The 13,828-nt window shown below is 48.5% G+C and carries 13 protein-coding genes; 7 read left to right on the top strand and 6 right to left on the bottom strand.

What is annotated here, in order from left to right:
- Positions 1 to 2: 2 nt before the first annotated feature.
- The gene (locus ACJJIN_RS08305) at positions 3 to 452 is read right to left on the bottom strand and encodes a MarR family winged helix-turn-helix transcriptional regulator (RefSeq protein ID WP_444897673.1); all 450 of its coding nucleotides are present in this window, start codon (positions 450 to 452) and stop codon (positions 3 to 5) included.
- 157 nt (positions 453 to 609) lie between these two features.
- On the bottom strand, positions 610 to 2,334 hold the full coding sequence (locus ACJJIN_RS08300; RefSeq protein ID WP_444897672.1) for a hypothetical protein: 1,725 nt from the start codon (positions 2,332 to 2,334) through the stop codon (positions 610 to 612).
- 438 nt (positions 2,335 to 2,772) lie between these two features.
- Between ACJJIN_RS08300 and ACJJIN_RS08295 the strand changes: the two genes are divergently transcribed.
- From ACJJIN_RS08295 to ACJJIN_RS08275, 5 genes are all read left to right on the top strand, one after another.
- Complete coding sequence (locus ACJJIN_RS08295) at positions 2,773 to 3,165, top strand: hypothetical protein (RefSeq protein ID WP_444897671.1); 393 nt, start codon at positions 2,773 to 2,775, stop codon at positions 3,163 to 3,165.
- A 185-nt stretch (positions 3,166 to 3,350) separates the two neighbouring features.
- Complete coding sequence (locus tag ACJJIN_RS08290; protein WP_444897670.1) at positions 3,351 to 3,785, top strand: type 1 glutamine amidotransferase family protein; 435 nt, start codon at positions 3,351 to 3,353, stop codon at positions 3,783 to 3,785.
- A gap of 260 nt (positions 3,786 to 4,045) precedes the next feature.
- Positions 4,046 to 4,390 (top strand): type 1 glutamine amidotransferase family protein, encoded by a 345-nt coding sequence (locus tag ACJJIN_RS08285; RefSeq protein ID WP_444897669.1) that lies wholly within the window; start codon positions 4,046 to 4,048, stop codon positions 4,388 to 4,390.
- A 912-nt stretch (positions 4,391 to 5,302) separates the two neighbouring features.
- Complete coding sequence (locus tag ACJJIN_RS08280; RefSeq protein WP_444897668.1) at positions 5,303 to 5,554, top strand: hypothetical protein; 252 nt, start codon at positions 5,303 to 5,305, stop codon at positions 5,552 to 5,554.
- Between the two features lie 493 nt (positions 5,555 to 6,047).
- The gene (locus tag ACJJIN_RS08275) at positions 6,048 to 6,482 is read left to right on the top strand and encodes a hypothetical protein (protein ID WP_444897667.1); all 435 of its coding nucleotides are present in this window, start codon (positions 6,048 to 6,050) and stop codon (positions 6,480 to 6,482) included.
- An 82-nt stretch (positions 6,483 to 6,564) separates the two neighbouring features.
- Here ACJJIN_RS08275 and greB read toward each other — a convergent pair whose 3' ends face one another.
- On the bottom strand, positions 6,565 to 7,065 hold the full coding sequence (gene greB, locus ACJJIN_RS08270) for a transcription elongation factor GreB (RefSeq protein ID WP_444897666.1): 501 nt from the start codon (positions 7,063 to 7,065) through the stop codon (positions 6,565 to 6,567).
- Positions 7,066 to 7,104: 39 nt separating this feature from the next.
- A complete protein-coding gene (locus tag ACJJIN_RS08265; RefSeq protein WP_444897665.1) occupies positions 7,105 to 9,051 on the bottom strand; it encodes a S9 family peptidase in 1,947 nt (648 codons plus the stop codon).
- A gap of 206 nt (positions 9,052 to 9,257) precedes the next feature.
- Here ACJJIN_RS08265 and ACJJIN_RS08260 point away from each other — a divergent pair, with 206 nt between their 5' ends.
- Both ACJJIN_RS08260 and ACJJIN_RS08255 read left to right on the top strand, forming a co-directional pair.
- On the top strand, positions 9,258 to 10,169 hold the full coding sequence (locus ACJJIN_RS08260; RefSeq protein WP_444897664.1) for a beta-keto acid cleavage family enzyme: 912 nt from the start codon (positions 9,258 to 9,260) through the stop codon (positions 10,167 to 10,169).
- Between the two features lie 247 nt (positions 10,170 to 10,416).
- A complete protein-coding gene (locus ACJJIN_RS08255; protein WP_444897663.1) occupies positions 10,417 to 11,883 on the top strand; it encodes an alanine/glycine:cation symporter family protein in 1,467 nt (488 codons plus the stop codon).
- 41 nt (positions 11,884 to 11,924) lie between these two features.
- Here the strand turns inward: ACJJIN_RS08255 and ACJJIN_RS08250 are convergent, their stop codons facing one another.
- Together ACJJIN_RS08250 and ACJJIN_RS08245 are read right to left on the bottom strand one after the other, a co-directional pair.
- Positions 11,925 to 12,299 (bottom strand): SirB2 family protein, encoded by a 375-nt coding sequence (locus tag ACJJIN_RS08250; protein WP_108733614.1) that lies wholly within the window; start codon positions 12,297 to 12,299, stop codon positions 11,925 to 11,927.
- Positions 12,300 to 12,554: 255 nt separating this feature from the next.
- Positions 12,555 to 13,427, bottom strand: coding sequence for a M91 family zinc metallopeptidase (locus ACJJIN_RS08245; RefSeq protein ID WP_413662402.1), 873 nt, complete (start codon positions 13,425 to 13,427; stop codon positions 12,555 to 12,557).
- Between the last annotated feature and the right edge of the window lie 401 nt (positions 13,428 to 13,828).

Genomic DNA, 13,828 nt, shown 5'->3' with positions numbered 1-13,828 from the left:
GTTTAGCTCCTTTCGTCAGGGGTGGAGTGCTCTTTCATATTGGCGACCATAACGCTGGCAATGCGGGCGAAGTTTTCTAGCTCTTCAGTACTCAAGTTGCGAGTCATTTGCCTGGCCACTTCAGCTTCTTGTTCGCTTACTTTTTCCAGCGTGCTTATTCCGTTAGTAGTTAGTGTCAAAAACTGGCTGCGCCGGTCGTTGGGGTTGTCGGTCTTTGCGATTAGCCCTGAGTGCACCAGGTCGTTTAGCACTCGTGTTACTTGGGCTTTGTCCAAATTCATCCGCTGGGCAATTGACCGGGCAGTACTCAGTGGAAATTTGAAGACACCTTTGAGTACCCGTATATGGCTCACCGGCAAGCCAATTTGCTGCTCCTGTATGCCAGCTCGCAAGCGCCGTTTGTAGGCGTGAATAAGCTGGTGGAGGGATTCATTGATTGCGGTATCTTTCATGGCGCCATGCTAACTGGTTGATAGTGTCAACTTTATTGATGTTGGTTGACTCTGTCAACTAAACATAGATGGAGAGAGGCTGGATTGGTGGTCTGTGGAGGATAATTTGGTTGAGGGCGCAGGGAGGCAGGGAAGGGGGTGTCCCCTTCCCGTGAGCTTACCAAGTTAAGCTGATATCGGTTCCATCAAACTTTACATCTGAATCGTACACATACTTCAAGGTGCCTTTCCAGAAGGAGCCGTGCCATTCCCAGTCGGCATCGTAACTGACCTCATTGAGTACTTTCTGTCTAAAAGCATCAAAGCTGCCGTAGCGCTCTTCACTTCCCATGATGACGACCCAGGTCTGCTCGTTCCAATCGCAGGTCACAGTGTTGGAGTCACCATTGCCACAGGGGTAGCGGATGGCTACGTATCCATCATCTTCCTTACCAAACTTCCAGTTACCGCTGCGGGACTCCTCCTCGAACTCTTCGGGCCACTGTAGTGCGACATCGGAGCCACCGGAGTGAAACAGTTCTATCTCTGGGTAGGGGTTGTATTGGATCACTGCGACATTGTTTACCTGCTTTATTTTCGGCAGGTGGTCGTTTTGCATGGTGCTATTGCCGTCACCGACTTTTGCCCAGATAGATTGGGAACCGGTGGTGGCTATCCAGGGGGTTTGCTGGTAGCCCTGGCGGCCTCCCCAATAATTCTGGATGGAGTGCATCATGACTCCGCCATCTTTGTACATGGAGAAGTTGGCCGAGGAGAGGACAGAGCTGCGGCTGAATACAGCCCCCGCCTTGGCGGCCGCAGGGGCGGCTGCTTCCGATAGCCCCAGGAACTGGTCAAATGCTTTGGGCCCCTCATAACCTTCGAGTTGGTATTTGCTGGCGAACCAGGCGGTATCCGCTGCGACATCGGGATGGAAGTAGGCTCCCTGGCTCCAATAGAAGGGTACGCGCTCTTCCCGGGGGAAGTCTGCATAGATCTCGTTTCTGGCATCCCCCAGCGAATGGCCGACTGAATAATTTATGTTGAGATCTTTACCGAAATATTCGAAAACTTCATCGGTGATTTCCAAACCGGATGTGGCGAGCATTACACCGGCGGGACTGGGGGTGCGTACTGACTCTTTGCCCAGGCCTGTCAGGAGGTAGATAATCCGGTTGATATTCCCTCCGGACCCATTGCGGCGGTAGCCGTCATTACTGCGCCCGGCTGCGGCGAAGTTGATCCCCTGGTCGTTGGTCACCAATAAAATATCTTGCAGCAAGCGATGAGCAGCGCCGATTGCAAGTTCACGGATCTCCTCATCTTCTGCAAAGTCTACGAGGTTTAGCAGTGCCGAGAGGGTATAGGGGTAGTAAACAGGGGAGTAAAACTCATAGTAGCCATATTGGTTCTTCACTTCCAGATAACGCTTTAGGCGCTTATAAGTTCTGTCGTCCTCAAATGCCCCATATTTCTCCTGGAGGAGATATTGGGCAGAGGTGTACATGATCATATGGTTTTCTGAAGCAAAGACATGGTCACCCGTCCCGCCTTCTTTAAACCAGAAGTGATAGCCGTCGAGTGCGGCAAAGAGTTCGTCTTTTATTTCGGGGCGGAAGAATAAGATGCGGATTAGGCGGGTGAGAGTGAAGTCAGAATTTTTTTTGCCGCCGTTGCGGAGTACATCCAGGTTCTTATTTAGCGCATCCCAGTTGAGATCATCACCGGTATATGCCTGAAGTACGACGGCAGTATCGTTGGTAGAGGTGACTCCTTCCTCAATATATTGTAGCTGCCTGTCAATATAGGCGCTCTCATCAAAGGACTGGGCTTGAGACGTCGCTGACTGAATCACCAATCCTAATAAAATCGGGTACAGCACTCCTGCTGATGGCACTTTCATAAGTACTAGTTCCTATTTGGTTTTAATTGATTTATAAAATAAATACAAGCGTACCACTTATCTATTACATAAATTTGGCGCTTGAGAAGCTAGTTATTTTCTTTCGGGATTAGTTGCAAAAACGATCAGCGGATATTGCTGGTTCTCAAATTGAAAATATTTTTTAAGTAGTCATTCTTGAGAAGTAGGGGGCTAGTGCTTTATCTAATTTTTCTAGGGTTTCTGCTGTGTCTAATTGGTACGCAGGAGTACTCAAGCTAAATCTGGTTTATGTTCTGTATTATTGGGTAGGTAAAGTAGAAAAGTTACTCTGTCATCTCGGGTGGGGTTGTGATTCGTACGCGAGGTTATTTTCCGTTGAGTGACGATGGTTCTTCTATATTGTGGTGTGATTCGCGAGTAAATATTGCAGTGGTCCTACAGTTCTAGGAGAGGGAGATGAAAAACCTACTGATATTCTTCGCAGCCGGAAGCCTCGGTGCTTTGGCAAACAGTATTGCGGTGTGGCTATTTGGCCAGTTGGGGATTAATGCCGCTTTGGGCGTATCAATTGCCCCTCCTCTATCTCCTGAGTGGCTTTATCCTCGTATTGTTTGGGGTGGCTTGTGGGGACTGCTATTTATTCTTCCGTTCTGGTCATCAAAGTTACTTGTAAAAGGAACTCTTCTTAGTTTGTTTCCCTCTGCATTTCAATTGTTTGTAGTTTTCCCTGTGATGGCTGGGAAGGGTGTTGCCGGATTTGAGTTGGGAGTCTTAACACCAGTCCTGGTGTTGTTTTTCAATTGGATTTGGGGTGTTGTTACTGCCCTAACTATTAAGGCTGCTCGGTAATAGGGTGTTAACTTTGTGGTGGTAGGCTTGGCGCTATAGAAATGTTGGCCGTTGTTACTTTTTGGGCAGTTTGACCTCGCTATATCGCTTTTCTCCTGCAAACTATCGATCTTATGTCAAGGTTGTGCGTTACTCATGTAATCTATCTATTCCGTATCAAAGTTATTCGAATGGGGAAGTTGAACGTGGGAAAAACGGCAAAAATCTGTAGCCTTATCTGCTCTATGATAATTCTTGTGATGGGCTTTATTACAACTTCACAAGCAGCTGAGACTAAGCGGATACTAATCGTTGCTTCTAATCTTCAGGATATGGGTGATCCGGAGAAACACGATGCAAGAAATAATTTGTGGGAGTACGCTCCGCCTTACCATATTTTTGTTTCCCATGGGTATGGCGTGGACTTTGTTTCGCCAAAAGGTGGGGTGGTCCCGTTTATGATGGATCCACTGGGAATTAGTAGTTACACCATCAAACATGAAGGTTTTTTAGAGCGGGCTAATAGTTCACTAAAGCCTGAGCAAGTAGTTATAGAGAATTATGCAGCTGTTTATATTGGTGGAGGCTATGGAACCTTATTTGATGTGGCATCCAATCGTGAGCTGCTAAGGAGCCTCTGAATAACTCCGTAATGCCTCTGCGGGTCTTGAAGGCTGCAGATGTTAGGCGCAGCTCGCCGCGAATGGCCGTAGCCCTTTGCAAGAGCTGCAACGCAGCAGCTGTGGCCTTCAAGGCCCGCCCTTCGGGGCTTGCAGAGCGATTCACACTCCGCGTTGCGACTTCTTGAAAGGTCTAGACATTCCTGCGAAGCCGCGCCTTGATTGTGAACCGCTCTGCATGCCAGAGGTATCACGGAGTTATTCAGAGGCTCCCTAATATTATGGGTGAGATTTACCAGAAAGGGGGAGTTGTGGGCAGCTGTGGCCACGGGGCAGGTGCGTTTGCAGATGTGAAACTGAAAGATGGCCATTATATGGTAAAGGGCAAGAAGGTTGCCGGTTTCCCGAACTCTACAGAAAAAGAGAAGTCATGGGCTAAGCAGGGTACTTTATTACCGTTCTTGGTAGAGGAACGCCTTCGTGAGAATGGAGCCATTATTATTAATAAGGATAATGTTGCTGATAAGCATGATGTAATATCTGATCAGCGTATTGTTTCTACAATGTTTTTACCTTCTTCTGCACTGGTTGCAAAAGAAATGTTGGGTTTAATCGAGAGCAATTAAATTGCTCCAGTACTTTATTGTGTATTTGCTCTATCGTTAGGCAGTCACTCTGCGGGTCAAGCTCTAACGAGTTTGGCCTCGATGCGACCAATCTCTACCTGTTAGTTTCAATATGCTATAGCGCGGGCAACCAACTCGGGATCACTCGATCGCCCTGTAGCTTAATCTTGTCTCTGCATATTTATCTGCCATTCTTTCTAAAGGGAACTGAAATCGGCGGCAGTGAATATGCGTCCATTTATTGTATTAATAATATCGGTAACTTTGGGGAAGCTGGCCTATGTGTTTAGCCCCTCTCTGGGGAACAATGTAATAGTGGCCTTATTGGCCCTATTGGGTGTGGTTCCCTATTTGTTAATGCCGATTAGATCCGAGTTTTTCAGGGCGCAAATTCTTCAATGGGCTAAACAGAATAATATTGGCGTTTTGAGACTCGAGAGTAGGGGGATTTCCAAAGGACGATTGTTTTGGCGTGTATCTGATGCGCAAAGCGTCTTCTGTGTTACCTCAAGAGAAGCCACTTACTGGGTGGCCTGCGGCTCCTGGTTGCTGGGTTCTTATAGTCGGAAGCTAATCATATATAAAGAGGTTGGGGGTGCCTTGGATTTGATTGCAGCATTTGACGGAGATAGTTGCCAGGCTGAGTGATTCTGATCGGTGCTTACTGGACTAGAGGGTTTGATTTGATAGCAGCAATGTGAATATAAATGTATTTTTTCTTGCGATTCATTATAAGAAGCAATCTATCTCGACAATTCTGTAAAGGATTCCCTGGCTGACGAGCAGAAAGTTGCTGATCTGAGGCAGGATACCAAGAATTTACAGGCAGATATCAAACGCCTGACTGCCAGCATCGTTACTCTGGATATTGCCGATGCCACTGCTATCTCTCTGGGCACGGTTGCTTCTATCGTGGCTTTTCCTGAAGGTTTGTTGAAATGGTTTGTGATGGGTCCGGTGGCAGCTGCAAAAATTGTTGCCGATCAAAAGAGTATTCAGGATCAACAGGCAGAGATGAACCTGTTCACTACTGATGTATCCACTCTACAAAAACTGTCTCAGAGCTTTGGACAACTAGCAGAAAAACCCAGTAAGTTAAAGATAAGTTACAGGCCGTATTACAAGAGTGGCAAAGAATTGAAAGTGATGTTTCCGATGCGATAAGTGATATTCAAACTGCGATCTCTGGTGAAGAGGGGGCAAACTATACAGCAGTTATTAATGGCCTCAACGAGGCGGTGTCCGAGTGGAATGATGCGTATTCCCAAGCGGAAGCCTGTTTATTGAGCTCAACGTAAACAATGCAGATTTGAAAATTAGAATGAGTTCAGAGCAGGTTAAATCTGCTTTTTCTGCTGGAAGCACTGTTGGTGTGATTCAGTATTATAATACTCTATAAGAAGTATTTTTTTAGATTTACTGAAGGATTACCAAAAAAGGTAAGCCTTTTTGGCTTTTGATAGGGCGTATAGGTTCGCTTTCTAAGGTTGTTACAGAATGGCCATCGATTTTCACCTGGAGCTCACACTATTTTTATGGGCACATTTCAATTCGTGTATTTGTAAGCGATTCTAAATTATTCATCTAGTGTTTTTGAAAGCGCTGACCTGAGATACTATAGTCGCACTTCGGCAAACTCTGAAAGTGTACAAGCCCCATGAGTGATATTTATAAAGCCCCTAAAAGTGAATTAAATACAAGTAAGTACCACTCTTTGATTGAGAGGTTACTGAAAGAACAGAGTATGCCCCTCGCGATATTTGCGGTGTTGTTAGGTACATTGGGTACGCTCGTTTTGCTTTCATTTGCCCGCGGTATTATCCCTTTGTATGTTTATGTGATCCCAGGATTTATTGCAGGTATCCTCGTTAAGTTTATGGGGCGGTCTGTAACAGCATCCTACCGTGTGATTCCTGGGTTATTGAGTGGGGTGATCGTCTCTATCTGGGTGAGCTTAGGGGGGATTTCTATTTATACATTTTTACTTCCACTATTAAACATCTTGTGTTGTCTGGCTGTGTCAAGGCGCCGATTAAACTATGAGGAAGAGAAAGCGTTGTATAAGTACCGGCATGGATTGGTGAAGTTATGACAATGATTATCTCAGCTTGGTTGTTTAGAGGTCGTATTTAGTTCTATAAGTACGACCTCTTCATAGGCTCTGGAGGCCGAAACTACTCCTCGTAACGAATGTCAGTAATGTAGAAAGCCTGCCACTTTTCCCCCTGACGGATATCCACCTCATCATCGAGCTTGCGCCCTAATAAGGCACGGGCAACGGGGGAGTCCATAGATATCAAGCCTGCTTTTACATCGAATTCATCGGGTCCTACAATGCGGTAGCAAACGCTCTCTCCCTCATCATCTTCAAGCGTTACCCAGGCTCCAAAAAAAACCTTTTCCTTATCGTCCGGTATTCGATCTACAACAGTAATTTCTTCCAGGCGCTTGGTGAGAAAACGCACGCGGCTGTCGATTTCCCGCAGTCTTTTTTTACCATAGATATAGTCTGCGTTTTCCGAGCGATCTCCCAGCTTGGCGGCGTCGCTAACCGCCTGGGTTACCCGGGGGCGCTCCTCCTCCCAGAGATGCTTAACTTCGGCGCGCATACGTTGCGCGCCCTCTGCGGTGATGTAGCGGGAGCCGCGTGGACGCGGCGGTCTCCATCTTCCCATAGTATTTTTTTAAACTCTTTTTAATTCAATATTGTTTAATTATAGGTTTTCGATGGTAATTCCCGGGCCGGGTTCCGCGAGCGGGAAATTAAATATGCGGCTATAGAATTCAAGCTCTCCCTCCAGGGCCAACTTGATACTGTCGCCACTGCGGAACCCATGCCCTTCATTGGCAAATGTAATATAAGACACCGGGATACCTCGCTCCCTCAGGGCATCCACCATGGTTTCGGCTTGGTTGGGTGGTACTACCTTGTCCTCCATGCCCTGGAAGAAAATCACGGGGCAATTCAGCTTTTCCACATCGTTAATGGGGGAGCGCTGAAGGTAGACTTTTTCTGCGGAAGGCCAGGGCCCTACCAGTTTATCCAGGTAGCGGGACTCAAACTTGTGGGTGTCTTTGGCGAGGCTGCTCAACTCCCCGATTCCATAATGGCTGGCACCTGCTTTAAAGGTATCGTGGTAGGTCAACGCTGCCAGCACTGTGTAACCGCCGGCACTACCACCTTTGATCAGCAGGCGATTGGGGTCGGCGAGCCCATCTTCTACCAGGTATTCTGCGCCGGCGCAGACATCTTCCACGTCGTAGATGCCCCACTTATCGGCGAGTCGGTCCCGATACTTGCGGCCATAGCCGGTACTGCCGGAGTAGTTAACGTCCAGAATGGCGAATCCCCGGCTTGTCCAGTATTGAACTTTCAGGCTGAGGCCTGCTGATGTAGCGCCGGTGGGGCCCCCATGACTAAATACAATTAGCGGTGGCTTATCGCCACTAGGTGCTTGGAAGTTGGGGTTGTGGGGTGGGTAATAAAACCCGTGTACCGCGCGATTATCCACTTGGAAAGTGACGGCTTGAGCGATGGAGAACAAATCGGTTGGCAGCGAGCTGCTATTGCTACTGGCAATCTGTTCCGTTTTACCCGTCTTTTGGTTAAAGCTAATAACAGCGGGAAAGCTCTCTGCACCTGCGGCAATCATCACCCCGTTGCCATTTTCACAGTGCAGGCTTTCGATATCACAATAAGGCTGGGGAAGAGTTTGATGCTCTCCGCTTTTTATGTCGACCTTTCCAAGGTGCCAAGTGCCATTCTGGGTGTAGGTACAGAGGATTTCCGTGGGGCTAATAAAGCCGTAAGTGGACATTCCAAATACCCACTGTGGTGTGGCGAATTCTGCTTCTTTTTCCCACAAGGGTTCGCTTTGTCCCAGCCTATATAGGATCCACCAGTTGTTGCGATCAGAGACATAGCAGAGTTCGCCCTCAGGAGACCACTGGGGCTGAAAGACGGATTCATTCTCACCGCCGGCTACTTGGGTGACTTCACCGATATCCCCCACCTGATCGAGTTTGGCGATACAGAGCTCTGTCGCGTCCCAGGGGAGGTTAGGGTGGTGCCAGCGCAGAAAAGCCAGTTGATCACCGGCCGGATTCAGGGTTGGGTTCGAATAAAAGTCTGCGCCTTCTTGAAGGATTATCGGTGGGTTAGCCAGTGGGTTGTTTAGGTCTACCGCGATAATGCGCGCACGGGGTTCCTCGCCCTGCTGGTGGCCACTGGTATCTTCCTCGACACAAATTAATCGATTTCTCAGGGGATCGATAATCAGATCGGCGTAGCGGGAGCTATTTTCTGCGGTGATTGCTTCGGGGATCGCATTGTCGAGCTTCATGCGATAAATGCGCTGATCTTCTGCCAGTACGAAATAGGCGGTGTCACCGTAAACAAGATAACTGCCGCCTCCATATTCATGGGCTTTGGTGCGTACGGCGATAGGGGCGGGGGTGAGATCTCTGCGCCCATTTTTTGGACAATACTGCACCAGTACATTCCTGCCTTTTTCAGACGGGCGGGACTCCAGCCAGTAATAGCGGCCATCTACTAAATTGGCTTCTGCCAGGCGAACGCTGCCCTCCACGAGAAGTTCTGCGTTGATTGCAGATTTCCAGCTGCCGTAAGGGGCGATGGTTGGAGTGATAGTCTCGCTCATGAGGTACTTACTTCCTTATTGGGTTTTTTCGCATTCTGCCGAGATGAATCCGGGGAAACAAGGTGCCTTGGCGGGGGCCCTATGATAGTCTCGTATAACCAAGCAAGCGCTTGGTGCTGTATTTTGTCGATGCGCTATCCAGAATCAGCTCTTCCACTCGCTCTGGTCCTCTTACGATCAGTTGGTGTTGTAGGAGCGACGCGCACATGCTGGATAGCCCTGTAAACAGCGGCCTTAACAAAGATAATTCAGGAGAGCCAGCGATGTCTGATGAAGTGGTGATTACTTGCGCCCTAACCGGAGTGCTTACCAACCCCCAGCAGCACCCGGTCCCGGTAACCCCCAAGGAAATGGCGGAATCCGCCCGTGAAGCCTACGATGCGGGGGCTTCCGTTATGCATGTTCATTTCCGCGCGCAAGAGGAAAATAAAGGCCATTTACCCACCTGGGACCCGCAAATAGCCTTGGAAATTGCCGATGCAATTCGCGATAAATGCCCTGGCGTTATTCTAAATTTTTCAACTGGCACTATCGGACGGGATCAGCAAGGCCCCTTGAGTTGTGTGCGTGCCGGTAAGCCGGAAATTGCCGCCTGTAATGCGGGAAGCCTGAACTATTTAAAGGCGCGATCCAACGGCACCTGGGCTTGGCCACCCATGGTATTTGATAATCCGGTCGATAAGGTAGAGGAGCTGTTGGCAGTTTGTCGGGAGACCGGTACCCGCCCGGAATTTGAGTGCTTTGATATCGGTATCGTTCGCTCTGTGGGAATGTATGCGGATGTAGGGATGGTGGATAAGCCCAACTACAACCTGGTGATGGGAGTGGCTTCAGGTATGCCTGCCGATCCCGATTTGCTGGAAATTATTCCAAAATATATGAAGCCCGGCAGCTTATGGCAGAGCACAGTGATCGGCCGCGGGGAAATCTGGCCGGTGCATCGCAAGACTGCAGAATTGGGCGGCCATTTGCGCACTGGAGTTGAAGATACCTTTTACTTGCCGGGAGGAGAGCGAACTTCAGGGAATGGTCAATTGATTGAGGCTCTTGCGGCTGTAGCTGAAGAGACAGGGCGAAAGGTGGTGTCCCCGAGTCGGGCGCGAGAGATTTTCTGCTAAAAGCAGCATGCGCCAATGATTGCGTCCGGCTCCTTGCTGCGGAATTACTTTCCGAGGCTGTAGACTGTCAGCTATTACTTTTCTTCCTTTTGGGCCGCATCAGAATACTGATGCGGCTCTGTCATACGGAGCCGATGGGCTCTGTTTTTCCAGCATTAACTCCAAGGTGACTAGTAGATCGGCCTGCTAGTCTTAGAGCCAAATAACAGATTTGTTTAATAACGATAAGTTGTCCTGGGAGTGGTCAATGCAAGGGTTTCTGGATCATTTCACTACCCTAATCGAGTGGGCAAACCTGCTCGCCTGGGGCGGACTCGGTGGCATCTGGTGGCTTGGAATCTTGATTCTGGGTTTGCTGCCGGCGGGGCTCTACTTTTCTATTCGCACTCGCTTTATACAATTTCGTCACTTTGGTCATATGGTCAAAGTCATGATTCGTGGCATCCATAAGGAAAATGAAAACTCGGTAACTGCCTTTCAAGCATTTGCCACCAGCGCAGCTGCGAGAATCGGCACCGGAAATATTGCTGGTGTGGCTGTGGCTATAACCGCTGGCGGGCCCGGAGCGGTGTTTTGGATGTGGCTGGTGGCCTTGCTGGGGATGGCCACCAGTTTGGTGGAGAATACTCTCGCGCAAACTTACAAAGAGCGCGGCGATGTTCCTGGGGCGTTTCGCGGAGGGCCTGCCTATTACATTGAAAAGGGGCTGGGACCACAGTGGAAATGGCTGTCCCTGACTTTTTCAGTTTTTCTCATGATTTGTTACGGGTTTACCTTTAATGCTGTGCAGTCAAATACGATGGCTGCCGCATTGTATGGAGCTTGGGGTGTAAGCCCTTTATGGGTAGGTTTTTTTATTGCACTCTTTGCCGGGATCATTGTTTTTGGTGGTATTCGTTCAATTGCGCGCTTTGCAGGTATTGTTGTCCCTTTTATGGCAATTGGTTACTTGTTGGTAGCTTTCTATGTTTTGATCGCCAATATTGCTGAATTACCTGGCGTGCTGTTGGAAATTCTGGCAAATGCCTTTGGATTTCAGGAGGCTGGGGCGGGGGCCTTTGGTGCGGCGGTGGCCAATGGAATCAAGCGGGGCCTGTTTTCCAATGAAGCTGGACTTGGCTCCTCGCCCAATGTCGCTGCTGCTGCAGATGTAAAACACCCAATGGTGCAGGGATACGTGCAAATGGCATCGGTATTTCTCGATACCATTATTATCTGCACTTCCACGGCAGCAATTATCTTGGTGGCAGATGTCTTTATGGTCGGTAATTTGGAGGGGGTTGAGTTGGTTCAAGACGCGCTGGCGAGCGAGGTGGGTACCTGGGGAAGCAGTTTTATTGCTACTGCATTGATGTTTTTTGCCTTTACATCAATTATCGGTAACTACTATTACGGCGAAACCAATATTTATTACCTCTACCATACCCGAACATCCATTTTATGTTATCGGCTATTGTTTTTGATGTTCGTACTTTTTGGGGCTTGGGTGGCAGATACGGGAAGTGCAGAAAACTTTGTCTTTCTTTGGCGTATGGCCGATGTCTCGATGGGTTTTATGGCATCGGCAAACCTTATAGCTATCTTACTTTTGTCTGGTGTGGCCTTTAAGGTAATGGCAGATTACGAGAGTCAGTTGTCTTCCGGGGTGCGTGAGCCGGTGTTCAATGGAAGTAAATTTAAAATAAAAGGCATTGAGCACGATGTTTGGGGTTGATACCAGTTTGAGGTTGATACCAAGTGCTCAATGCCATCCAGTTACAAGCTGGGCTTGTGCATCGCCAGATAGAAAATAGCGACTACTTGCAGGAAGGCAAGTACACAGGCAGTGATTCTAATTGGCTTGGAAAAGTTGGGGCGCAGAGCAAAGACGCCAGCAATAATGTAGCCAAATACCAGGGCTACTTTCGCAGCTAGCCAGGGTGATGTGCCCGGGTTCCAGCTGCCGAGAACCACTAGTCCGGCAGCCGCAGCTAACAGCAAAGTGTCGTTGAGGTGTGGCACCCAGCGCAGAGGGCCATTTCGCCAGCCCGTGTTGTGGCTGAACTCCAATCCCACTCTGATGGTAAACAGCAGGATACTGAGCGCTGCGGCGGTCATGTGGACGTGTTTTATAAGGGCATAATCAATCATGGTTATGATCTGGCTGTATGTTGACCAAGGTGTTCCGTGTGCCTTCCAGACAAAGGGAAGGTGTGATTCTAGCCGCCAAAGCATAACGACATGCTGTGGTCGGATGCAATATGCAAAGCGGGGAAGGCAAGAAACTTACTGCTAGCGATATCTTATAAGTTAATACCGCTAGCAGTAGGTACAGATCATATCTGTCAGTTTGCTTTGGTGGGCCGGCCTCAGGTTTTGGTGCCGGTGAGGCGCATATGCACGAGATTAGTTCAGGTTTCTGATCTGGCCATACTTCATCCGCTGCGCTACGCCATGTTCAGCCCGAATCATATTTTCGTTAATGGCTAGCGGGTCAGTAGGTACATTACCGTCATCGTCACTGAGCCCGACAGTGGCGATCTCCTCACGCAATTCCATGGAGCCACCTACCCAAATCCAGCCGCTAGTTCTGGTTGAGATCAGGTTGTTGCGGTTCGGGATAGTTATATTGTTATAAACAATATTTAGACCGCCATTGGCAATGCGGGCCATGGTTAAGGGGGCATTTTGCTGGCGGAGCACTCTACCCATGGGGGCCTGGCGTTCATCCGCCAGGAAAGTGGAATTAGCACTGCCCGATAGGTATCGCCCACGATTACAGCGGTCAGCGTGAACCAATTCATGGGCCAGGGTGATATAGCTTGGGCAATTCCCCATTGCTACGGTGCCGTTGTTGGCCAGGTTGGCGGTTTGCAGGGCTGTATTGTTCCACATTACTACGCCGCTGGAGCCACTGCTCATCACTTTGGCCATAAAGCCTCTGTCTGGGCTTACTAGTGGGAGGTAGCTCTTAAAGCCGCTCCATACCTGATCCATCAGCCACTGGTCGGGACGAAATCCGAGAGCGTGGTGCTCAGTAATTCTGGTGTCGTGGCGGCTGGTAATTAGTCGGCGTAGCAGAGTGGTGCTGTTTGCCCTCAAACCAGCTGCAGTCAAAATACCAACTCCCTCTGTAATTCGCAGCACATGTCGCCCCCCGGTTCGGTATCGCTCCTGTGTATAGGTAAGCGCGGTACCGACACCGCCGACAAGAGTATTCAGGGCAGCCCTTACTTGTGTGATAAACGTGATATTACTGGAGTCAATGCAGAGTCCCATTGTTATTCTCCCGTCCTGCTCGCAATACGAATTATCGTGGCTGAGAAAAGCTGTGACTTTTTGAAGTTTCTTAAATGGAAATTAATACGTAAGCAGCATAAAGCTAAAGGTATTAATCGATATGATTTTGATAATAGTGTTCTGTACTTGCCTAGAATTTCTGAACTGAAAAGTTCTCTTTGGTCAGGTTGTATGTTTTGTAAGCGAGGCAGGATGAATTCCTGGAAAATTAAATTTTTTTTTGTAATTTTTTTGAAATACATCTTGTAACTATCTAAATGATTATTTTAGGGATGCCTCTGCGACTCTACTCCCAACTGGTACGTTTTGCTATATATTTTATTTTCCATGATGATTATTTTAATAAATTTAAATAATTGCTTGTTGAGCAGTGTTGGAGT

Source organism: Microbulbifer maximicatervae (SeqCode), assembly GCF_052467505.1.
The sequence above is the reverse complement of the archived record's forward strand: the minus strand, read 5'-3'. Positions and strand labels throughout refer to the sequence as shown.